This is a genomic window from Nocardia sp. NPDC051052, from assembly GCF_044456045.1.
Classification (GTDB): domain Bacteria; phylum Actinomycetota; class Actinomycetes; order Mycobacteriales; family Mycobacteriaceae; genus Nocardia.
Window position 1 is genome coordinate 14,593 of the sequence record NZ_JBITFL010000003.1, and the last position, 19,735, is coordinate 34,327.

At 66.6% G+C, this 19,735-nt stretch carries 22 protein-coding genes and 1 pseudogene; 10 read left to right on the top strand and 13 right to left on the bottom strand.

Annotation, left to right across the window (positions count from 1 at the left end; all coding sequences use genetic code 11):
- Nucleotides 1-190 precede the first annotated feature (190 nt).
- Entirely contained in the window at nucleotides 191-1,537 is a 1,347-nt protein-coding gene (locus ACIBCN_RS10150) for a helix-turn-helix domain-containing protein (protein ID WP_396991204.1), read from the top strand.
- 20 nt (nucleotides 1,538-1,557) lie between these two features.
- Here ACIBCN_RS10150 and ACIBCN_RS10155 read toward each other — a convergent pair whose 3' ends face one another.
- From ACIBCN_RS10155 to mftA, 8 genes and pseudogenes are all read right to left on the bottom strand, one after another.
- Nucleotides 1,558-1,719 carry a hypothetical protein gene (locus ACIBCN_RS10155; RefSeq protein ID WP_396991205.1) on the bottom strand — a complete coding sequence of 54 codons (162 nt, stop codon included), beginning with the start codon at nucleotides 1,717-1,719 and terminating at the stop codon, nucleotides 1,558-1,560.
- 122 nt (nucleotides 1,720-1,841) lie between these two features.
- Nucleotides 1,842-2,060, bottom strand: a complete 219-nt coding sequence (locus tag ACIBCN_RS10160) for an MbtH family protein (RefSeq protein ID WP_396991206.1) — start codon at nucleotides 2,058-2,060, stop codon at nucleotides 1,842-1,844.
- Between the two features lie 475 nt (nucleotides 2,061-2,535).
- The gene (locus ACIBCN_RS10165; protein ID WP_396991207.1) at nucleotides 2,536-2,988 is read right to left on the bottom strand and encodes a hypothetical protein; all 453 of its coding nucleotides are present in this window, start codon (nucleotides 2,986-2,988) and stop codon (nucleotides 2,536-2,538) included.
- A gap of 451 nt (nucleotides 2,989-3,439) precedes the next feature.
- A complete protein-coding gene (gene mftG, locus ACIBCN_RS10170) occupies nucleotides 3,440-4,903 on the bottom strand; it encodes a mycofactocin system GMC family oxidoreductase MftG (protein ID WP_396991208.1) in 1,464 nt (487 codons plus the stop codon).
- 32 nt (nucleotides 4,904-4,935) lie between these two features.
- Complete coding sequence (mftF, locus tag ACIBCN_RS10175; protein ID WP_396991209.1) at nucleotides 4,936-6,336, bottom strand: mycofactocin biosynthesis glycosyltransferase MftF; 1,401 nt, start codon at nucleotides 6,334-6,336, stop codon at nucleotides 4,936-4,938.
- 230 nt (nucleotides 6,337-6,566) lie between these two features.
- Complete coding sequence (gene mftC, locus ACIBCN_RS10180; protein ID WP_396991854.1) at nucleotides 6,567-7,868, bottom strand: mycofactocin radical SAM maturase; 1,302 nt, start codon at nucleotides 7,866-7,868, stop codon at nucleotides 6,567-6,569.
- A 3-nt stretch (nucleotides 7,869-7,871) separates the two neighbouring features.
- Nucleotides 7,872-8,114: pseudogene (gene mftB, locus ACIBCN_RS10185) on the bottom strand (mycofactocin biosynthesis chaperone MftB); the annotation flags it as partial.
- A 15-nt stretch (nucleotides 8,115-8,129) separates the two neighbouring features.
- The gene (mftA, locus tag ACIBCN_RS10190; RefSeq protein WP_396991210.1) at nucleotides 8,130-8,276 is read right to left on the bottom strand and encodes a mycofactocin precursor MftA; all 147 of its coding nucleotides are present in this window, start codon (nucleotides 8,274-8,276) and stop codon (nucleotides 8,130-8,132) included.
- A 267-nt stretch (nucleotides 8,277-8,543) separates the two neighbouring features.
- On the opposite strand from mftA, the gene mftR2 reads away from it, so the two are divergent.
- Nucleotides 8,544-9,167, top strand: coding sequence for a mycofactocin system transcriptional regulator MftR2 (gene mftR2, locus ACIBCN_RS10195; RefSeq protein ID WP_396991211.1), 624 nt, complete (start codon nucleotides 8,544-8,546; stop codon nucleotides 9,165-9,167).
- 63 nt (nucleotides 9,168-9,230) lie between these two features.
- Nucleotides 9,231-10,286, top strand: a complete 1,056-nt coding sequence (locus ACIBCN_RS10200; protein WP_396991212.1) for a 2Fe-2S iron-sulfur cluster-binding protein — start codon at nucleotides 9,231-9,233, stop codon at nucleotides 10,284-10,286.
- 4 nt (nucleotides 10,287-10,290) lie between these two features.
- Here ACIBCN_RS10200 and ACIBCN_RS10205 read toward each other — a convergent pair whose 3' ends face one another.
- The 3 genes from ACIBCN_RS10205 to ACIBCN_RS10215 form a co-directional block, all read right to left on the bottom strand.
- Nucleotides 10,291-11,031 carry a DNA alkylation repair protein gene (locus ACIBCN_RS10205; protein WP_396991213.1) on the bottom strand — a complete coding sequence of 247 codons (741 nt, stop codon included), beginning with the start codon at nucleotides 11,029-11,031 and terminating at the stop codon, nucleotides 10,291-10,293.
- A gap of 16 nt (nucleotides 11,032-11,047) precedes the next feature.
- The gene (locus tag ACIBCN_RS10210; RefSeq protein WP_396991214.1) at nucleotides 11,048-11,809 is read right to left on the bottom strand and encodes a glutamate racemase; all 762 of its coding nucleotides are present in this window, start codon (nucleotides 11,807-11,809) and stop codon (nucleotides 11,048-11,050) included.
- A 105-nt stretch (nucleotides 11,810-11,914) separates the two neighbouring features.
- On the bottom strand, nucleotides 11,915-13,126 hold the full coding sequence (locus ACIBCN_RS10215) for an NAD(P)/FAD-dependent oxidoreductase (RefSeq protein ID WP_396991215.1): 1,212 nt from the start codon (nucleotides 13,124-13,126) through the stop codon (nucleotides 11,915-11,917).
- Nucleotides 13,127-13,280: 154 nt separating this feature from the next.
- On the opposite strand from ACIBCN_RS10215, the gene ACIBCN_RS10220 reads away from it, so the two are divergent.
- The 3 genes from ACIBCN_RS10220 (at nucleotide 13,281) to ACIBCN_RS10230 (ending at nucleotide 15,344) form a co-directional block, all read left to right on the top strand.
- Nucleotides 13,281-13,640, top strand: coding sequence for an SPW repeat protein (locus ACIBCN_RS10220; protein WP_396991216.1), 360 nt, complete (start codon nucleotides 13,281-13,283; stop codon nucleotides 13,638-13,640).
- The gene (locus ACIBCN_RS10225) at nucleotides 13,640-14,305 is read left to right on the top strand and encodes a TetR/AcrR family transcriptional regulator (protein WP_396991217.1); all 666 of its coding nucleotides are present in this window, start codon (nucleotides 13,640-13,642) and stop codon (nucleotides 14,303-14,305) included. The genes ACIBCN_RS10220 and ACIBCN_RS10225 overlap by 1 nt, the downstream gene beginning before the upstream one ends.
- Before the next feature lie 88 nt (nucleotides 14,306-14,393).
- On the top strand, nucleotides 14,394-15,344 hold the full coding sequence (locus tag ACIBCN_RS10230) for a hypothetical protein (protein WP_396991218.1): 951 nt from the start codon (nucleotides 14,394-14,396) through the stop codon (nucleotides 15,342-15,344).
- 7 nt (nucleotides 15,345-15,351) lie between these two features.
- On the opposite strand, the gene ACIBCN_RS10235 is transcribed toward ACIBCN_RS10230, so the two are convergent.
- A complete protein-coding gene (locus ACIBCN_RS10235; RefSeq protein WP_396991219.1) occupies nucleotides 15,352-16,185 on the bottom strand; it encodes an alpha/beta fold hydrolase in 834 nt (277 codons plus the stop codon).
- A 147-nt stretch (nucleotides 16,186-16,332) separates the two neighbouring features.
- Here ACIBCN_RS10235 and ACIBCN_RS10240 point away from each other — a divergent pair, with 147 nt between their 5' ends.
- Genes ACIBCN_RS10240 through ACIBCN_RS10255 form a run of 4 tightly spaced genes read left to right on the top strand, consistent with a single transcriptional unit; the run spans nucleotide 16,333 to nucleotide 18,368 of the window.
- Nucleotides 16,333-17,001, top strand: a complete 669-nt coding sequence (locus ACIBCN_RS10240) for a hypothetical protein (RefSeq protein WP_396991220.1) — start codon at nucleotides 16,333-16,335, stop codon at nucleotides 16,999-17,001.
- Nucleotides 17,002-17,019: 18 nt separating this feature from the next.
- Complete coding sequence (locus ACIBCN_RS10245; RefSeq protein WP_396991221.1) at nucleotides 17,020-17,619, top strand: DUF4232 domain-containing protein; 600 nt, start codon at nucleotides 17,020-17,022, stop codon at nucleotides 17,617-17,619.
- A gap of 60 nt (nucleotides 17,620-17,679) precedes the next feature.
- On the top strand, nucleotides 17,680-17,937 hold the full coding sequence (locus ACIBCN_RS10250; protein ID WP_396991222.1) for a type II toxin-antitoxin system Phd/YefM family antitoxin: 258 nt from the start codon (nucleotides 17,680-17,682) through the stop codon (nucleotides 17,935-17,937).
- Complete coding sequence (locus ACIBCN_RS10255) at nucleotides 17,934-18,368, top strand: type II toxin-antitoxin system VapC family toxin (protein WP_396991223.1); 435 nt, start codon at nucleotides 17,934-17,936, stop codon at nucleotides 18,366-18,368. Before ACIBCN_RS10250 ends, ACIBCN_RS10255 begins: the two co-directional genes overlap by 4 nt.
- Nucleotides 18,369-18,442: 74 nt before the next feature.
- Here ACIBCN_RS10255 and tuf read toward each other — a convergent pair whose 3' ends face one another.
- Complete coding sequence (gene tuf, locus ACIBCN_RS10260; protein ID WP_107659457.1) at nucleotides 18,443-19,633, bottom strand: elongation factor Tu; 1,191 nt, start codon at nucleotides 19,631-19,633, stop codon at nucleotides 18,443-18,445.
- Between the last annotated feature and the right edge of the window lie 102 nt (nucleotides 19,634-19,735).

Sequence of the window (19,735 nt, forward strand, 5' to 3'; positions counted from 1 at the left end):
GATGGATCGGGCCGTGTCGGGACCGTGCATCGGATTCCGGAATGCCGGCGCCCTCGTAAGGGTTTGGGCAGAACCCCGGCGCCGGGTGCTGATTCAGCGTGCAGGTTGCGATTCGGTGGATAACAGACCCGAATGCGGTAATTGCGGGTAGTTTCCGTTTGTATCAGCCTGGTGCGAGGAGTCAGGACCTATGGTTGAGATCGACTGGACGGGCGAGGATGTCCGTGCGCTTCGTGCCGCGATGCGGCGAAGTCGTTACGAATTCGCGCGTCTGGTGGGCGTCACCCCGCGCACCGTGGTCTTGTGGGAAAACGGCCGGACAACCCGGATGCATGCCGCAAGCCAACGTCTGCTCGACCAGGTCGTGTCAAAAGCCGATCCGGTCGTCGTCGCACGATTCGAGCGTGCCGTCACCGCGGGCCGGGACTCCGGCTTCGACTCCGAAGCCGCCGCCTCGGCGCCCGATACGGATACCCAGCTCGGTAGGGACATCGGGCTCGACAAGGAAGTCGAGGATGACGACGTGCGAAGGCGAGAGTTATTGGCCTGCATCGGGGTCGGCCTGACCGGCAAGGCCGCGGACCTGGTCGCGGGCGAGCCGGAGAAGATGCTGGCCACCCTGGATGCCGGATCGATCAGCGAACGGCGACTCGGGCTGCTCGAGCAGTCCGCGGCGGCGCTCGGCAAACGCGTGGTGCAGGTGCCGCCGCACGAGTTGCTACACACCACACTCGAGCAATTCCGTACCGTCCGTGGCACTCTCGCGCAGCGGCAGGCCACCCACCATCAGGTCCGGCTGGTGCGCACGGCAGGCAGGCTGGCCAATGTGGTCGGCGAAATCCTGTTCAACGAAGGACATTTGGGACAGGCCAGGATGTGGTACGGCACCGCCATCCATGCCGCGCAAGACATCGGCGATCGCTATTCCGAGGATATCGCGCTGGCCGGTCTCGCATATTTACCGACGTACAGTGACAAACCGAAGGAAGTCTTGAACTTGCTCGGTGGGCGTCTAGAAGAAAATCCGGCGCACGGTCCCGCCGCGGCCTGGCTGTGGGGAATGGCGGCCAGAGCGCACGCCAGGTTGGGAAATGCCGTCCAGTTTGCTCGGTGTATCGAGAAATCCGGCCGCGCATTGGAAAATGTTGGGCAAGAAGAGCTTACGGTGGGGATCTTTTCCTATCGCCCGGAAAAGCTCGCCTTCTATCAGGCGATCGGCTACTCCGATCTCGGCCACGCTACCGAAACCGCCAAGGCCGCGGCCCGCGCGCTCGCCCTGTACGACCCACAGGAAACAATGGAGCCCGCCCTGGTCCGCTTCGAACACGCCACCGCGTTGCTGAGCGCAGGCGAGATCGACGAAGCGTGTTCCGTTGCGACACAAGCGATCACCAGTCATCACACCTATATCGGCCTGACCGTCACCAAGCGCGCCAGGCAGTTCGACGCGGCGCTCACCGGATTTCGCGGGCGCACGGTGACGGAGTGGCGTCAGCATGCCCGCTCGGTGATCGAGTCGGCGCGAGTGAAGGCATAGCGGACCGCGCCGCTGTGGCGCTATGACTTCGCGGCGTCCTGTGGGTGGCCGCGGTGCATGATGGCGTCCAGCCAGCCGCTGATCTGTTGTGTTTGTGCGTGTGTCGGACGTCCGGCCGCCCAGCGGCGGGCAGCTTCGATCAACGTCTCAGGCAGTGTGGGGGTGAACCGTTGATTCGTCATACGTCCATGATGCACTGGGGCGCAGCGAAGTACGAGTAGGGGGCGGGGCGCGCCGGTCAGCAGAGGGGATGTGGACCGACGCACCCCGCCTATACGGGTGGTTTCGGGTGGTTCGGTGAACCTCAGGGACTTTCGTTGGACATGGCCTCGATGAGTGACTTGGGTCGCATATCGAGCCAATGGGTTTCGACGTAGTGCAGACACGCTTTACGGGCGGCGGCACCGTAGGCGATGGTCCATCCGCCGGGTACGGCGGCGAAGATCGGCCAGAGGGAGTGCTCACCCTCCTCGTTGATCAGCACATAGAACTGCGCGCCATCGTCATCGAAAGGGTTGTTCATCGGGTTTCCTTCTTCCTGGTTGGGTCAGGTGTGGGGGTGGTAGGGGGCTAGGTGCGGTCAGCGTGCCCCACGAGGGCGGTGCGTTGGCTGCCGATCCTGACCGTCGCGGGTGCGGTGCTCGTGCACCGCTGAAGCGTTGTCGCGGGCAACGGTTCGCCGATGGCGAGCGGGGTACCGGTTGCGGCGGGTAGCGGCGCGCATCCAGCACCGGCGGCCGGCTGGGTCGTGCCGGTCCCGCCTATCGGTGCGGACGACGTGGACGCATCGGTCAGTTGATCGACGGTGAACTCTGTCGGTCCGTACCGATGTGTGCACCCGCACTCCGATCAACTCACACACGCGCGGCTCGGCCAGCGCGGGCAATGCCCCAGAGAGGCGAATGCACTGCGGAGCGTAATGCAGTGCTCAGTACCCCCGCTCGGCATTCGGTATCGACGCCATGAAGACCATGAAATGCGCGGTGCCGGAGCGTTCTTCAGTGCTGAACGAGCGATCCGGGCCGGGGCGCGGCGGCTGACGGTTGCCACGGCGAGAGACGGGTGGCAACGGAGCACCCGAAGAGAACCGGGGCGTCCGGGAATTCCGGGTGAATCCCCGCCGGTGCCGGACCTTCCCTGAGTCCGGCACCGGCGAAGCTTTGCGCGCCGACTGAGCCCTTGGTCGCCGAGGTTTCGATATCCGTCGACTGAAGCTCGAACATGGCCGCGCTGGTATCCAGCGTACTGGTGACCACCGGCAGACCGGGTAGTTCGATGACGATTGCTTCGACTTTGTCGACGGCAAGCGTCATTTGAGCAGATGCGGGGATGAGCTGTACCCCCGACAGATACAGCTCGCCCGACGCCAGGCGCGGCGCGGCGAGAGGATCGTTTTCGGTCGATTCCGGACGACTGACACCGACAGTGCCCGGCAACCGCTCGGCTGTCACAGCCTTCGGTGGGCTCCGGTAAGCGCGCGCCGACCTCGATCAAACCCCTGCCGTACACCAGCGCCTCCTCGATTGCCGAAACTTCGGCCGGCCGACAGCCTTCGGGCAGCCGCACGCCACCACCGGCCAGTTGGGTCGTCGGCTGCGCATCGACCAGCACCGCAATTCGGCAAAAGCGGGTGACGTGCCGACGTCACCGCATGAGATCCGACAGATTGTGAATGAGATCGGCGACCCGGGGTCACCGGCGGGCGAACGGCGCGCCGCTGAAGGTTCCATCTAGCTCTTGATCGATCCTCCAACTTCACAGCCACGCAGCGGATGCTGCGGGTATGCCGACTACCTCGCGCGGGGCTGAACCGCGCACTGCGAACACTAAGCCCTCAACTATTACAACGGAATACTTTCCACTAAATACTTCTGGACCGGTGCCGCGGCCATGGGTGGATGCTCATCCTCGAGATCGGAACTCCGCGACGTTTTCCGCGATCATCACCGTGGTCGCCTGCGGGCCGCGGCTCAGCGGCACCGGGACGACGGAGAGATCTATCACCGATAAACCGGCCACGCCGTGCACTCGGCACAACTCGTCCACCACCGCTCGCTCGTCGTTCGCCTGGCCCATCCGGCAGGTTCCGGAGAGATGTTGCGAGGTAGCCAGGTTCGCGTGCAGCCAGCCATCGGCGGTTTTCGGCGTCCCTGGCATCGGGTCGGTCCGTGCTCGCGCGGACATCCGGTGCAGCACCTCGGACGCCGTCGCGACAGCCCCGCGCAGCCGGGTTCGATCGTGCTCGGCCGCGAGATATCGGTGCTCGATCACCGGCGGTATCGCGGGGTCGGCCGAGCGCAGTCGCAACGCGCCCGCGGACTGTGGCCGCATCAGGGCGACACCGAGGCGCTGTATGCCGGGAGTGAAAGCGACCGTGTACGGCCGGATTTCGATGTCGTCCAGCTCCAGCACGTATTCCAGTGGGACGGTTGCCCGTTCGGGTGCGTCGAGTCGGTATTCGAGACCGACCTCGGGGTGGTCGGTGAACCAGGCGCCGACCGGTGCGGGATGCACGACCGGAATATCGAGTGCCCGAAGATGTTCGGCGTTGCCGATGCCGGAACGCAAGAGCGTCGCGGCGGATTCGATCGCGCCCGCGCTGAGCACGATGTGGTCCGCCCAGAGGGTCTCGGTTCGATCGTCGCGCACGACATCGACGCCGACCGCGCGCGTGCCGCGGAAACGGAGTCGTAGCACCGTCGTTGCGTCCTGAACAGTAAGGTTCGGCCTGGACAACGCGGGAAGTAGGTAGCCGGATGCGGTGCTGACGCGCCGGCCGTCATCGATATTGCATGGCACCGCGCCTACACCATCCGAGGCGGAGACTGCGTTCAGATCGGGCACTCCCGGAAAGCCAACTGCCGCACAGGCAGTAGCGAATTCTTCACTCAGCGGAGCCGGATTCGCGCTGCGGCGCACCGGAATCGGACCGGCCGCACCGTGCCAGGATTGGTCACCGAAGTCGAGGTCACGCTCCGATCGGCAGTACGTGGGCAGCACCGAATCGAAGGACCATATCTTCGACGAACCCAGCTCGCGGCTCCATGCCGCGAAGTCCGCGCCGGTGGCCCGCACGAAGTAGCTGCCGTTGACCGCGCCGGATCCACCGATCACCTTGCCGCGCACGATGTTTCCCGCGACCGCGACCCCATCGTCGGCGAGGGTGACCGGATAGCGCCACAGCCATGGCGCGTCCGCGCCGACCGGCAGCCGGGTGGCGTCGAGCAGCTCCGTGGGAAAGCCGCCCGGCTCGCGCCACAGCTGTCCGGCCTCCAGCAGTCGGACGGTGTGGTCCGGATTCTCGCTCAGCCGCGCCGCGAGCACACAGCCCGCGGTACCACCCCCGACGATGAGCGTGTCGGTCATCCGAACCTATCCGATAGGTGTGACCGCGCCGATCAGTGTGACGGCGCAGTAGGTTTCAGCGATTCCGGGCTGCGCGCGCGGAACGCGCCGACCCAGAGGCCGGTGCCGTAGGCGATGTCGTCGAGCCGCTTGTACGCCACGTAGCGCACCGGATCGAGGCCACCGGCATCGCGATGGGTGAACCAGTCGGCCAGGCCGTCCGCGACGGCCATGGTGATCGCGATGCGCCGAATACGCCGCGAGGCAAGCATCGCCAGCAGCGTCACCGGCCAGTAGTGCCTGCACATCGCCGAGGCCAGCCGCCACAGCCCGGCGAAGAAACCACGGGACAGATAGATCGCCGCGATCCGCGTCGAATTGTCCAGCTCCGCGAAGACCCGGCGTAGTCGGACCAGCGCGGTGACCAAGGTGATCAGCCCGCCGATCAGTCCCCACTTCGACAGCGTGGCGAACAGGAACGCCGCCAGCATCGTCCAGGAGGGCAGTGACAGCGGCGAAACCATCCCGGGGTGGCGCTCGCCGAGCGGCGCCGCGCCCGTGCCGTAGAACATCTTTCGGCCGAACCAGGCACGGAACGAGACCCGGTGGTCGTGCGCGACATGGGCGGCGGGTTCGTAGCGCAGCCGCCAGCCCGCCTGCTCGAGCCGCCAGCACAGATCGACATCCTCGGCGACCAGCATCGACTCGTCGAAGCCGTCCTGAGCCAGCAGCGCCCGGCGGCGCACCAGCAGCGCGGCGCTCGGCACGTACGAGACCAGACCGTGCGACTGCACGGCCGCCTCCCGCCTGCCCAGGTCCAACGAGGAGCGGGTGTGCTCGTAGCGGGCGAGAGCGTTGGACTCCGGGTCCAGCGCGACGATCCGCGGGGCAACCAGCGCCACCTCCGGATCGCTGAAGTGCCCGAGCATCACCTCGAGCCAGCCGCTGCGCGGCACCACATCGGAATCGAGGAACGCGACGAAGTCGGTTGTCGCGGCCTTCAATCCGGCGTTGCGCGCGGCGGCGGGGCCCTGCTTCTCGTCGTGCCGCAGCACGGTCACCCGGCAGCGGGTACCGCGGTCGCGCGGGATCTGCACCGGCTGGTCCGAGCCGTCGTCGACCACGATGACGTTGTGCCCGCGCAGTGCCGCGAGCAACCGGGCGAGGCCGTCGGCGTTGTTGTGCAGTGGCACGATGACGGTGACGTCCTCGGGGGACGGGAGCAGCCGGGGACGCGGGTTGGCAACTCCGGAGTCGAGCAGCCGTCTGGCAACGGTCGCCGACTTCGGTCCGGTCACCTCGAGGTACCCGTCGCCGATCATCTCGGCGGCCTCCGGGGCAAGTCGCAGCAACCGGGCGGGCGAACCGCCGATCAGCACTCGCCCTCCGGAGTATGCGCGTACCCGTGGATCAATCCGCACCCCGAATCCGTCGGGCAGGCGATCATGGCGCATTCCTGGCATGCTAGGCGGAGATTCGCGCGCAAGCATCATCAGCTCGGTTAAAAGGACAGAATTCCGCACGAAACAGCGTCGCTCGAGCCGCTGACACGTGTTGCGGCAGACGATGAAGCGCCGACTTCTGCTCGAATCCAGCATCCGGCAACGCGAGGGCAACCGGCCGGTCGGGACCGGCACGCGGCCGCCGCGCGGGGGTGAGCATCCGACTGGCTACTCCCATGACATCAGGCGAGCGGGTTCTCGTCACAGGCCCGAGCCGGGGGACGAACAGGGGGAAATACGCTCGGGCGCGTCACGGACAGCGTCAGCGGCACCGGCGCGGGTTTGCGCCCACTCGCGCGCGGCGTCACCCGCCGGGAGTGATCGACCGACGAGCGCGGGATCAACCGCGCGGTGTCGGCCAGCGCCGCCTCGCCGTAGCCCTGGACGCATTCCGGGTCCGGCCCGTCGGCGGGCAGGCCGGTGAAGAACTTGGCCGCCATGCAGCCGCCCCGGCAGGAGTCGTAGTGGCTGCACGACGCGCATGCGCCGCCGCCGCTCGGCTCACGCAGTTCGGCGAACAACGCGGAGTCGTGCCACACCGCACGAAAACCGCCGTCCGACACCACATTTCCGGCATGGAACCGGTCGTGGATGGCGAACGGGCAGGCGTACACGTCGCCGAGCGGATCGACCAGGCAGACCACCCGGCCCGCGCCGCACATGTTCAACCCGGGCAGCGCCTGGCCGAACGCGGACAGGTGGAAGAACGAGTCGCCGGTGAGCACGCCGTCGCCGTTGCGCACCAGCCAGTCGTAGAGCACGCGCTGCTGGTCCTGGGTCGGATGCAGGTCGTCCCACACGTCCGCGCCGCGACCGGACGGGCGCAGCCTGGTCAATCGCAAGGTGGCGCCGTACTTTTCGGCGATGGCCCGGAATTCGTCGAGCTGACCGATGTTGTGCCTGGTCGCCACGACCGACACCTTCGCATCGCGGAACCCAGCTGCCGCAAGGTTTTCCAGTGCGCGGATAGCCATGTCGTAGGAGCCGGGCCCACGCACCGCGTCGTTCACCGCTGCGTCGGCGCCGTCCAGCGAAATCTGTACGTCGACATAGTCACTCGCGGCCAGCCGGGTGGCGACCTCCGGGGTGATCCGAACTCCGTTGGTGGAGAACTTCACTCCGACATGGTGCGCCGTCGCGTAGTCGACCAGCTCCCAGAAGTCCGGGCGCACCGTGGGTTCGCCGCCACCGATGTTCACGTAGAAGATCTGCATGCGCTCGAACTCGTCGATCAGCGCCTTGCACTGCTCGGTGCTCAGCTCCCGCGGATCGCGACGGCCGGACGAGGACAGGCAGTGCACACACGACAGGTTGCAGGCGTAGGTGAGTTCCCAGGTGAGGCAAATCGGTGCGGCCAGGCCGTTTTCGAACCGATCGACCAGGCGCACCGCCGTGTCGGACGGCGGGACCACCCCCGCCGTCGACGCCGCCGTGCGCACGGCGGCGGGCGCCAGCGGAGCATCGGCGGGCGCACCGATGATCATGTCGGAATCGACAAGCTGTGTCAGCGCTTTCACGTACTGCGCGGCATTCGCGTCGGTGACGCCCGCCGCCTCGATGGCCGTGCGGGCCGAGGTGTGCTCCGGCAGCGACCGCACGATCTCGACGATCCGCGGGCTCTTCAGGAAGGAAAGCTTGCGGGTGCCGAAGTGGTAGAGCAGCGCACCGAACGGTTCCGGCCGCAGGGCCACCCTCGGATGTAGCTGCCATCGGGTATCGAGATCGAGCATGGTCTCCACCGCCTGTCAGTAAACGCCGCACATGCCGTCGATGGACACCTCTTCGATGAGGGTCTCCTCGATCAGCGGTGTGGCGTCTTCGCGTGCCTCGACTGCGCCGACCGTTCCCGAGTGGTCGGTGTCGGCGTGTCCGTTGGATCCGTATTCCGGCATCTCTACCTCCGAGCGAGCGATCCGGGCCTGCGGCCGCCAGCTGGTGGCCGCGATCACACGATAACGTCATTCGCTGACAAAATGGAACCTGTTCTAGCAAACGGGGCAACATCTGGACAGATATCGCTGGTCCATGGTTCCGCCCAGTAGTACGCACACCGAACCGGCGACAGCCGCGCCCTCTAGACTTCGGATGGAAAGCAGCTGAACAGGACGTGACGGGCGACACGCGCCCGCGGTGGTAGAGGTGGCATGGGAGTCGGACGAATGCAGGCGAGCGGAGGCGGCAATACCCTGTCGGAGTCCGAGATCGTCGAGGCCGCGCTGCGGGTGGTCCGCGAAGACGGCGTGGAGAAGCTGTCGATGCGGCGGCTGTCCCGCGAACTCGGGGTCTCGCCGATGGCGCCGTACTACTACGTCGCGGACAAGCGCGAGCTGCTCGACCTGGTCGCCACCGCCGCGCTGACCGGAGTGCGCACGCCACCAGCGGAATCCGGCCCGTGGCAGCGCAGGCTGCGCGACCTGATCGACCAGATCGACGACAAGCTGCGCAAGCACCCCGGCCTCGGCGACGTGCTCATCGAGCAGATGCTCGGCAAGCAGCTCGACCTGATCGCGGCCATCATGGAGATCCTGTTCGAGGCGGGCTTCAACGATCGCAATGTGCTCGTCGCGTACGCGACGATCCACACCTACCTGTTCGGCCGCAGCCGGGTGAATCCGCGCGATCGCGCGCCGCTGTCCGACGTCGCGCTGCCCGAGGCGGTCGAGCGCGCCACCAAGCACATGGCCGACCTGCGCGGTAAGTACGCCTACGACTTCGGCATGGAGGTGCTGATCTCCGGTCTGGAGGCTCAGCTTGTCCGGCAGCCGGAGTCCGACGTACGATAAAACTGAAACACGTTCTAGTTTTGGCACGGTGCGGCGCCCCGTGCCTGGGTTCGAGAGGACGACATGACCACTGTCGAGGTTCCGCACGGCTCGCGTTCGGTGGTACTGCGGGTAGCCGCGGTCATCACCGAAACGACCGATACCTGCTCGCTGGTCTTCGACGTCCCCGACGAGATGACCGAGCGCTTCCGCTACCAGCCCGGCCAGTTTCTCACCTTACGCATCCCCAGCGAGCGCACCGGCTCGGTGGCGCGATGCTATTCGCTGGCCAGCTCGCCCTACACCGACGACCGGCCGAAGGTCACCGTGAAGCGGACGGCGGACGGTTACGGCTCGAACTGGTTGTGCGACAACCTGAAAGCGGGCGACTCGCTCGAAGTACTACCGCCCTCAGGCGTTTTCACGCCCAAGGATCTCGACGCGGACCTGGTGTTGTTCGGCGCGGGCAGCGGCATCACCCCGGTGATGTCGATCCTGAAGTCGGCGCTGGCGCGCGGCAACGGCCGAATCGTGTTGGTGTACGCCAATCGCGACCACGAATCGGTGATCTTCGCCGCCGAGCTACGCGAGCTCGCCGACAAACATCCGCAGCGGCTGACCGTGATCCACTGGCTCGAACACCTACAGGGACTGCCGACCGCCGACGCACTGGCCACCCTTGTCGCCCCGTACCAGGGCTACGAGGCGTTCATGTGCGGGCCGAAGCCGTTCATGGATCGGGTGCACGACGCGCTCGCGCAGCTCGGCGTGCCGCGCTCGCGCACGCACGCCGAGGTGTTCAATTCCCTTGCGGGAGACCCGTTCGCGGATCAGGCGCCGGTCGAGGTGTCCGACGAGGAGGCGGCCGGTGCGGCGACGGTCGAGGTGGAACTCGACGGCGAGGTACACGAGCTGAAGTGGCCACGTAAGCAGACGCTGGTGGACATCATGCTGGCCAAAGGCCTCGACGTGCCGTACTCCTGCCAGGAGGGCGAGTGCGGTTCGTGCGCGTGCACGGTGCTCGAGGGCAAGGTGGAAATGGACAGCGCCGAGATCCTCGACCCGGAGGACATCGAGAACGGTTACATCCTCGGCTGCCAGGCGCATCCGGTGACGGATCACCTCAAGATCCAGTTCTGATCCGCTACTGCGCGCGATAGTGCGCGCGGACGGCGGGGTCGAGGTGCTCGGTGGCGTAGCTGAGGGCGGTGCGGCCGAGGTCGGCGGCGTGCTTGTCGAGGAAGCCGGTCAGCTGTTGCTGATCGATGCGTTTGCCGACTTCGCGCAGCATCCAGCCGAGTGCCTTCTGAATGAGATCGTGGCGGTCATCTAGCAGGTACTCGGACAGCTCGAAAGTGGTTGTCGCGTCGCCGGATTTGATGAACGCGAAAGTCGACAGCAGGGCGACGCGGCGCTCCCACAACGACGCCGCGGCCGCCAGATCGAAGAGCAGGTCGCGAGGCTTGTCCAATAGCCATGGGCCGAGGATGTTTTCGGCGGATACGTCCACCAGGTCCCAGTTGTTCACTCGGCCACGGCGTACGGCGGCCAGATAGCGATCGACCATCTCCGCGCGGGCCGCGTCGTCGAAGGTCTTCGGCTTCGAAGCCCTGGCGAACATCGCGTTGAGGATGATCAGACCGGCCAGCCGGTCCTCGTGCACCCCGCTGTCCAACAGCGCGTCGATCTCGTCGAGTGGCAGTGCCGCAAAGCGTTTCGCTACGCCACGGGTCGCAGGCACGCGCACGCCGAGGAAGACGTCGCCCTCGCCGTACTCCCCCGGGCCGGTCTTGAAGAATCGCTGCAGATGGATCGCGTCGGCGGGATTCGCGATCGCGCGAAGGGCGGTCTGCACGTCCGCGGCGGTCGGCGCTGCCTCGGTCATCGAACGGCTCGGCACGTCACCCCTGGGCGCCCAGAATCCGGCCGGATTCGAAACTGGCCGCACTGGCCGGTAATTCGCCCGGCCGTCCACTGTTGCGCACGATCACCTCGCCATTGCCCGGAGTAGGGCGGCCGAGCGCGTCCATCCGCCGGATGGTCTGCGCGGCAACGGCTTGCGCGCTGTCGAAGAGGCGGACACCGTCGGGCAGTGACGCGACGATCGAGTCGATCACCAGGGGGTAGTGGGTACAGCCGAGCACTACGCCTTCGACATCGCCGGGGGTCTGCTCGACGGCGCGGGCGATGGATTCGCGGGCCGCGACCAGATCGCCCCGGTCGATCGAGTCCGCGAGACCGTGGCAGGCCACGCCGACCACGTCCGCGTCGCCGCCGAACTTGGCGATCAGATCAGCCTGGTACCGGCTGGCGGTGGTCGCCGCAGTCGCCCAAACGGCCACCGAGCGGCAGACGGCGGCCGCCGGTTTGATCGCGGGCACGGTGCCGATGACCGGCACATCGGGACCGACTTCCACCCGTACGTGTTCCAAGGCGGTGACGCTGGCGGTGTTGCACGGAATCACGATCACCTCCGCGCCCAACTCGATCGAGGTGCGCGCGGTTTCCACCACGCGGTTGATCGTCCACCGGTCCGGCTTCGGCCCCCACGGCGCGCCGTCGGGGTCCAATTGCAGCAGCAGATCCACGTCCGGCCGCAGCTTGCGCAGCCAAGCGGATGTGGGCAGCAGCCCGAGACCCGAATCGATGAGCGCGACGATCACAGAGACAACCGTATTACAGTGCCCCGACGCCACTTGCGCGGCAGCGGTTCGAGCGGCCATCGCGGGCGCCATGGCGGCGACGTCCGTGGCGGCCGAATGGCGAACTCAGCTGGGAGTGAGCAGTTCCGACACCGGAGCGGCCGCGGCGATCTTGGCCCTGGTCTTCATCACCCCGGCCGTCATACCCGCGCCGACGACGCCGGTGAGTGTGCCGTCCTGCGCGTAGTAGGCGAGGAATTTGCGGCCGTCGTCGACGACGAGGTGCACGTCGTCGGTGGCGGTCGGCGTGCCGAGGGCTTGGATCTTCACCTCGTACTGGTCGCTCCAGAAATACGGGACCCTGGCCGCGGTCGGCGGGGCCGCGCCGAGCAGGGCGCAGGCCACCAGGCGGGCCTGTTCGCCCGCGTTGGTCCAGTGTTCGATCCGCTTGCGGTCGCCGGTCTGGTGCAGCCAGGCGGCGACGTCGCCGACCGCCCAAACGCGTTCGGCGGAGGTGCGACCCACCTCGTCGGCCACGATCCCGCCGCCCGCCGCCGGATCGGCGAGGACGATGCCGGACTCGCCGAGCCATTCGGTGACCGGGCGCGAGCCGACCCCGATCACCACCAGATCGGCGGCGACCTCGGTGCCATCGGAGAGCAGGGCGCCGCGCACCCGGTCGCCGTCGGCAAGCAAGGTGTCCAGGCCGGTCCCGCAGCGCAGGTCGACGCCCTCGTCGCGGTGCATCCTGGCCACCAGCGCGCCGACCTGTTCGCCGAGGACCGAGGCGAGCGGCGTCGACTGCGGCTCGACCAGCACCACCGGGACGCCGCGGGTGCGGAAGCTGGCCGCCAGCTCGCAGCCGATGAAACCGGCGCCGACCACGAGTGCCGTTGTCGCCTCGGCCAATTCGGTGCGCAGCGCGGTGGCGTCGGCGTGGCCGCGCAGCACGTGCACGCCCTTCAGGTCGGGCAGGCCAGGCAGGCGGCGCGGGCGCAGGCCCGTCGCGATGATCAGTTGGTCGTAGTCGAGGGCCGACCCGTCGGCGAGGCGCACCTGGCGCGCGGCGACGTCGACGCCGATCGCCTCGGTGTCGAGCCGCACGTCGATCCGCTTCTCGGCGAAGAACTCGGCGGGCCGCAAGGTGGTGTCGTCGGTTTCGCCGCGGACGAATTGCTTGGACAGCGGCGGCCGGTCGTATGGCAGTCGCGACTCGTCGCCGAGCAGGATCAGCGCACCCTCGTATCCGGCGCGACGCAATTCCTCGGCGGTGCGCAGACCGGCGAGCCCGGCGCCGACGATGACGATCGGCGCGGAATCTGTTGCTGAAGGTGCCACGCGCCTCACCCTAACGTCTGCTTGGTTCAGTACTCGAGTGAGCCCGATCACTCGGCAATCGCCGTGCAATCGTAGCCGTCCCGATATTGATCGGTCGGTCAATCAGGTCTATACCGAAAGACAGGACATATTCCTGAGCCCAAGGAGGCACACCATGTTCACCGAAAGCCGCGCACAGGATTTCCTGGCAGTAGTGCTCGGAATCTTCGCCGCGCTCTCACCCCTGTGGTTGGAGACCACGGACAAAGCGATGTGGTCACTGGTCGTACTCGGCGTGCTCATCGCGCTCACCGGCCTCGCGCAGATGTACCGGCCCGCGCTCGGGGCGAACGCCGACTACGCGATGGGTCTGTTCGGCGTACTGCTGTTCATTTCCCCCTGGGCGATGGACTTCACCGATTACCGCGGCGCATCCTGGACCGCATGGGTAGTCGGGGTAGTGACGGCGGTGGTCGCGGTAGCGGCGCTGCCGACGGTGTCGGGACGTCTGCACGGCGCGGCGACACCCCACTGATGCAGATGCCGAAACCCGGTCGCCGGGCAGCAGCCCAGCGACCGGGTCAGGAACCGAGGGCCGGGCGGCGGCGCAGCGCGAAGGTGGACGGCGATGCCCGGCAACTCATCCTGGACGCCGCCGAAAAGCTCTTCGCGGCACAGGGCTTCGACGCCACCGCGACGGCCGCCATCGCGGGTGCGGCCGAGGTGCCGAAAGGTCTTGTCTTCTACTACTTCCCGACCAAGGACTCGATCCTGTCGGCGCTGATGGACGAACGAGTGCCCGCGCACCCGATCGACGACATCGACACCGTGGTCGCCCCGGGCGATCCGGCCGCCAGCCTGGTCGCCCTCGACGCCGCGCTCAATCTGCGTGACCATCACTCCTCGGTGCTGCGGGTGATCATGTGGCGCGAGGCCGACACCCACCCCGACGTCCGTCGCCAATTGCGCCGGCTGCGTGATCAATTGCTGGACGTCACCGCGCGAGTACTGCAGGCCAGCGCAACGGTTCCGGTCCGGCCGGGCACGCTGCGCGCCTGCGCCGCCGCCTGGGTCTCCGCCATGTTCGCCATCGCGAGCACCGACCGGCTACACGCGCTGGACGGCGTGCCCATCCCCACCGCCGAAGACCTCCTCAACGTCGCCCAGGTGGTCGCCGCGGGCATGACCCAACTCGGCTGAGACCGAAAGTTATCCACAGGGTGCGTGTTATCCACACTCGCCGGGTCGGGGGATGTTGCCGAAGTCGGAGTTCGGTCACGATCGCGATATGGACGCACCGCAACTGATCTCACGTCGGCAGGCGCTGGCAGCCGGAATATCGGACGGCGAATTGCAGCGGCTCTGTCGTTCCGGACAATGGCGGCGGGTACGCGCCGGGCATTATGTGAATGCGCCTGCGCCGGCGCTCACCCCGGCGGGCCGCCATCTGATGCTCGCGATGGCGACGTGCGAGGCGATGTCCGAAGATGCTGTCGCCAGCCATTGTTCCGCGGTGGTGATTCACGGGCTGCCCACCTGGTCGCTGCCGCTGGACCGAGCACACATGACACGCAACCGAACCAACGGCGGGTTTATCAAGAAACAGCACGTCCTGCATTCAGCACAGCTGGCGCCGGACGAGATCACCCTCGTCAACGGTCTTCGAGTCACCACCGTGCCGAGAACCGTCATCGACATCGCACGCTCGGCGAGTTTCGAGCAGGCCGTCGCTATCGGCGACAGCGCGCTGCGGCAAGGGCTCACCACCGCGGGGGAACTGCGCGAACAGGTGTCACACCGGCGGCGACGAGGTTCGCAGCAGGCCACACGGGTGATCGACTTCCTCGACGGCCGCAGCGAAAGCGTCGGCGAGTCCCGGAGTCGCGTGGCGTTTCACCAGGCTGGGCTGCCGGCGTCCGAATTGCAGGCCAGGATCTTCACCGACGACGAAATATGCGTAGCGCGGGTCGATTTCCTGTTCGCCGGCTTGGGTGTGATCGGTGAATTCGACGGTGACGTCGAGTATCGCCGCGAGTGCGCAGGGACGCGGCCGGCTGCACGGCTGATGGTGGAAAGGAACCGCGACGATCGGTTGCGGGCGCTCGGCTGGATGGTGGTGCGCTGGACCTGGGCCGACTTGGCCGATGCCACCCAACTGATCAGGCGCATCTTCGCCGCCGCCGCTGTGGCGACAGATGTTCGCCGCACCGGGCATTGGACTTCGACACCGAGGATCTGAACCTTGCTCAGTGGGTGAGTGGCGAACCGGCGGTGAGGAATTCGGTGACGTCGGTGGCGAAGCGCGGGTGCTTCGGGACGCCGACGTGGCTGGTGCCGGGGTAGATGAGCAGGCGGGAGTTGGGGATACCGTCGGCGGTGTAGCGGAAGTTTTCGGTGCTGTAGGCCGCGTCGCGTTCGCCGCCGACGACCAGGGTGGGCGCGGCGATTTCGCCGAGGCGGTCGGTGAGGTCGAAGGCGTCTTCGGCGCGGACGAAGGCGAGGGTGCCCGCCGGGTTCTTCGGGCGAGCGAGCGGGTCGATCAACCACAGGGCGGCACCGGCCACGCGGGCCAGCAGCGGCGACGAAACGGTGGTCGAGGCCATGAGGTGCAGTGCGCGGCGGCCCGCGAATACCGCTTCGCCGTAGCGGATCTGGCTTTCCTTGGCGAGCGGATCCAATCGGTAGCCGGACGAGGCGATGATCAAGCGCCGGACGGCGGACGGCTGGTCGGCCGCGAGCTGCAATGCCACCGATCCGCCCGACGAGACGCCGAGCACATCCACCGGTTCGCCGAACTCGGCCCGCAACGCGTCCGCGTGCTCGGCGGCGATATCGGCCATCGTGGTGCCCTCGGCCATGCCCGGTGCCCGGTTGACCGCGTAGACGCGAAAGTGCCGGGCGAGTGGCGCCAGCATTTTGAGCTCGGACTCCCGCAGCCATCCGTGCGGATTCGCGTGATCCGGCGTGAACCACCGCAGGAACACCAGCGGCCGCCCGGCACCCATCGCCAGATAGGGCATCCCGTGGTGCAGTGCGCCCGAGGTGACATCGAGCTGGGTCGCGAGGCTGGACTTACCCATGCGTTCTCCGAATCGTCTGGTCTTGTTCTCGTTTCCGACGCTAACGGAGCAGACCGCGGCTCCGCGATAACCTCCGAGGTCATCGAATCACCTCGCCGCCGAACCACCACCGGAATACGTTGCGACACAACGACTAGTGTTATGGCCATGCGAATCGCGGCACTCGCTGCCTTAATCCTGGCGCTGAGCGCCTGCACCCAATCCACCTCGGGTCGGCCACAGCCCTCCCCGGACCAACCGTCGGTCACGTCGGTCAAACCCACCCCCACCGCGACGACCTCCAGCCCGGAAAGCCAGCTGAAGGATCGCATCGCGTGGGCGCAGGCGGGCAGCGCGGCCGACGTGAGCCACTACCACTCCGCGAGCACCGGCGGGGGGTCGGCCGCCGACCTGAAGAGCGATATCGCGTTCGTCAGCCCCTCCGGAAAGATCAGCTGCATCACCGGAACCGAGTACCAGATCGACGGATTCAGCTGCACCGTCAAACTGAAGAACCCGATCCCGAAGCCCGGTGACGGGTTCGGCAACTGGGACGGCGGGTTCGTCAGCTACTCCGGCCAGCACCTGTCGGTCGGCCAATTCCGCGGCGACCCGGGCCTTTTCATTCACGGCGACGGGCAGACACTGCCGTACGACAGCAAGCTGACCTTCGGCAACTACGTCTGCCGCATCGCGACCAGCGGCCTCACCTGCGTCAACCCGTCCACCCGGACCGGCGTGCAGATGAGTGACGACGGCGTCGTCCCCTTCGGCTGCCTCAAGGAAGTCTCGGCAGCGGAGCGCGAGGTTTCCGTCGGCCGGGCCTTCAGCTGCTGACGGGACTATTGTTGCCACATGCGCGGCACTGCATTGGTCATCCTCGCTGCGGCACTACCACTGACCGCATGCGGAACCACCTCGCCGGAACCATCGACCACGGCCACCAGCCCACCCGCGGCGGCGTCCACTCAGCGGACGCCGATCGTCGCCACCACGCCGACGACACCGGTCATCGCCGCACCCGACGGGGTACCAGCCTGCGCGTCAGGTGATCTCACCGTCTCCCTAGGTCAACAGGGCGGGGCGGCAGGCTCCATCTACGTCCCCATCGTCTTCACGAACGCCGGCACCGCCCCCTGCACGCTGTCCGGCTACCCGGGCGTGTCCCTCGCCACCGGCACCCCACCGACCCCGATCGGCCCACCCGCCGAGCCGGACACCGCCTCCGCCACCCCCCAGCCGGTCACCCTCGCCCCCACCCAATCGGCGCACGCCATCGTCCGCTACTCCCAAGCAGGCAACTACGACTGCGACCGCACCCCCGCCCAATACCTCCTGATCAACCCCCCGAACCAACCAACCCCCACCCCTCAACCCTTCACCGCGGAAGCCTGCGTAAAACCCGCCTACCTCCTCCTCCACGTCGACTACATCAAGCCCGGCAGGGAGATCTAGCCGGAAGCGTCCCCCTATGGCTACAATGGGCTATAGAAATATAGCCACTAGGGAGGAACTGTGGACGTCGGAGTACGCGAACTGCGAGATGGCCTGAGCCGTCATCTCGCAGAGGTTCGCGCTGGCCGGACCGTTACCGTCACCGATCACGGCCAGCCAATCGCTCGAATCGTCCCGATCGGCCGGCTGACCAGGCTGGAGCAACTACGCGCAGAAGGGCGGACCCAGCCTGCGCGCGTACGCAAGCAACCTGCACCCGAGCCGATCCATGGACGACATGGCATAGTGAGCGACCTTATCGATGAGCAGCGCCGTTGATCGGGTATCTGGATACCTCAGCCTTCGTGCCCTTGCTGTTCAATGAGCCGAGTAGTCAATCCTGCCGCCGATTCTGGGATGATGCGGACGACGTGGTTTCGACCCAATTGCTCTACGTAGAGACCGCCGCGGCGCTTGCTCAGGCCCACCGAATGAGTCGTCTCGATGATGCGGAGTACGCGGGTTGCCTGCGACTTTTGGACCAATTCTGGCCGCAGATCGAGGCCGTTGAAGTAAACGACGCACTCGTACTACGTGCAGCAGAACTTGCCGACCAGCTAGCGCTGCGTGCATACGATGCGGTCCACTGCGCAACCGCCGAGCAGCTGGAAGATACCGACACGGTGGCTGCATCGGGCGATCGCCGCCTGTTGGCGGCATGGAAGTCCCTGGGGGTGTCCACATTTGACACCAACTCACCAATGGATTAGTCCAGCCAGCCCTGAAATGCCGAACGGCGCCGGTCCTTTCGGAGCGGCGCCGTTCGGTTCAGTGATTCAGGAAATCACTTGATGATCTTCGTGACGCGACCGGCGCCGACGGTGCGGCCACCTTCACGGATCGCGAAACGCAGGCCCTCTTCCATGGCGATCGGCTGGATCAGCACGACCGACATTTCGGTGTTGTCGCCCGGCATGACCATCTCGGTGCCCTCGGGGAGGGTCACAACGCCCGTCACGTCAGTCGTACGGAAGTAGAACTGGGGACGGTAGTTGTTGAAGAACGGCGTGTGCCGGCCGCCCTCGTCCTTGGACAGGATGTAGGCCTGGCCCTCGAACTCGGTGTGCGGGGTGGTGGTGCCCGGCTTCACGATGACCTGGCCACGCTCGACATCTTCGCGCTTGATGCCACGAACGAGCAGACCGACGTTGTCGCCGGCCTGGCCCTGGTCGAGCAGCTTGCGGAACATCTCGATACCGGTGACCGTGGTCTTGGTCGAGGTCGGCTTGATGCCGACGATCTCGACTTCCTCGTTCACGTTGACGATGCCGCGCTCGACGCGACCGGTGACGACGGTGCCACGACCGGTGATCGTGAACACGTCCTCGACCGGCATCAGGAACGGCTTCTCGGTGTCGCGGACCGGGTCCGGGATCGACTCGTCGACAGCGTTCATCAGCTCAACGATCGACTCGGTCCACTTCGGGTCGCCCTCGAGCGCCTTCAGACCGGAAACACGCACGACCGGCGCGTCCTCGTCGAACTCCTGGGCGGCCAGCAGTTCGCGGACCTCCATCTCGACGAGCTCGAGGATTTCCTCGTCGTCGACCATGTCCGACTTGTTCAGCGCGACCAGGATGTAGGGCACGCCGACCTGACGGGCGAGCAGCACGTGCTCGCGGGTCTGCGGCATCGGGCCATCGGTCGCGGCGACCACGAGGATGGCACCGTCCATCTGCGCCGCACCGGTGATCATGTTCTTGATGTAGTCCGCGTGACCCGGAGCATCGACGTGCGCGTAGTGGCGCTTCTCCGTCTGGTACTCGACGTGGGAGATGTTGATCGTGATACCACGAGCCTTCTCCTCCGGCGCCTTGTCGATCTGATCGAACGCGAACGCCGCGTTCAGATCCGGGTACTTGTCAGCCAGCACCTTGGTGATCGCTGCAGTCAGCGTGGTCTTGCCGTGGTCGACGTGACCGATGGTGCCGATGTTGACGTGCGGCTTCGTCCGCTCGAACTTCGCCTTCGCCACTGTGGTGTCCTCCTGGACTTGTTGGTGCGTGCAGTTGCAGCAGTGCGGTTATTACTGGGGTCGTGCTGACTCCCGGCTGATGTTGGGGCAAGTCTTACACTT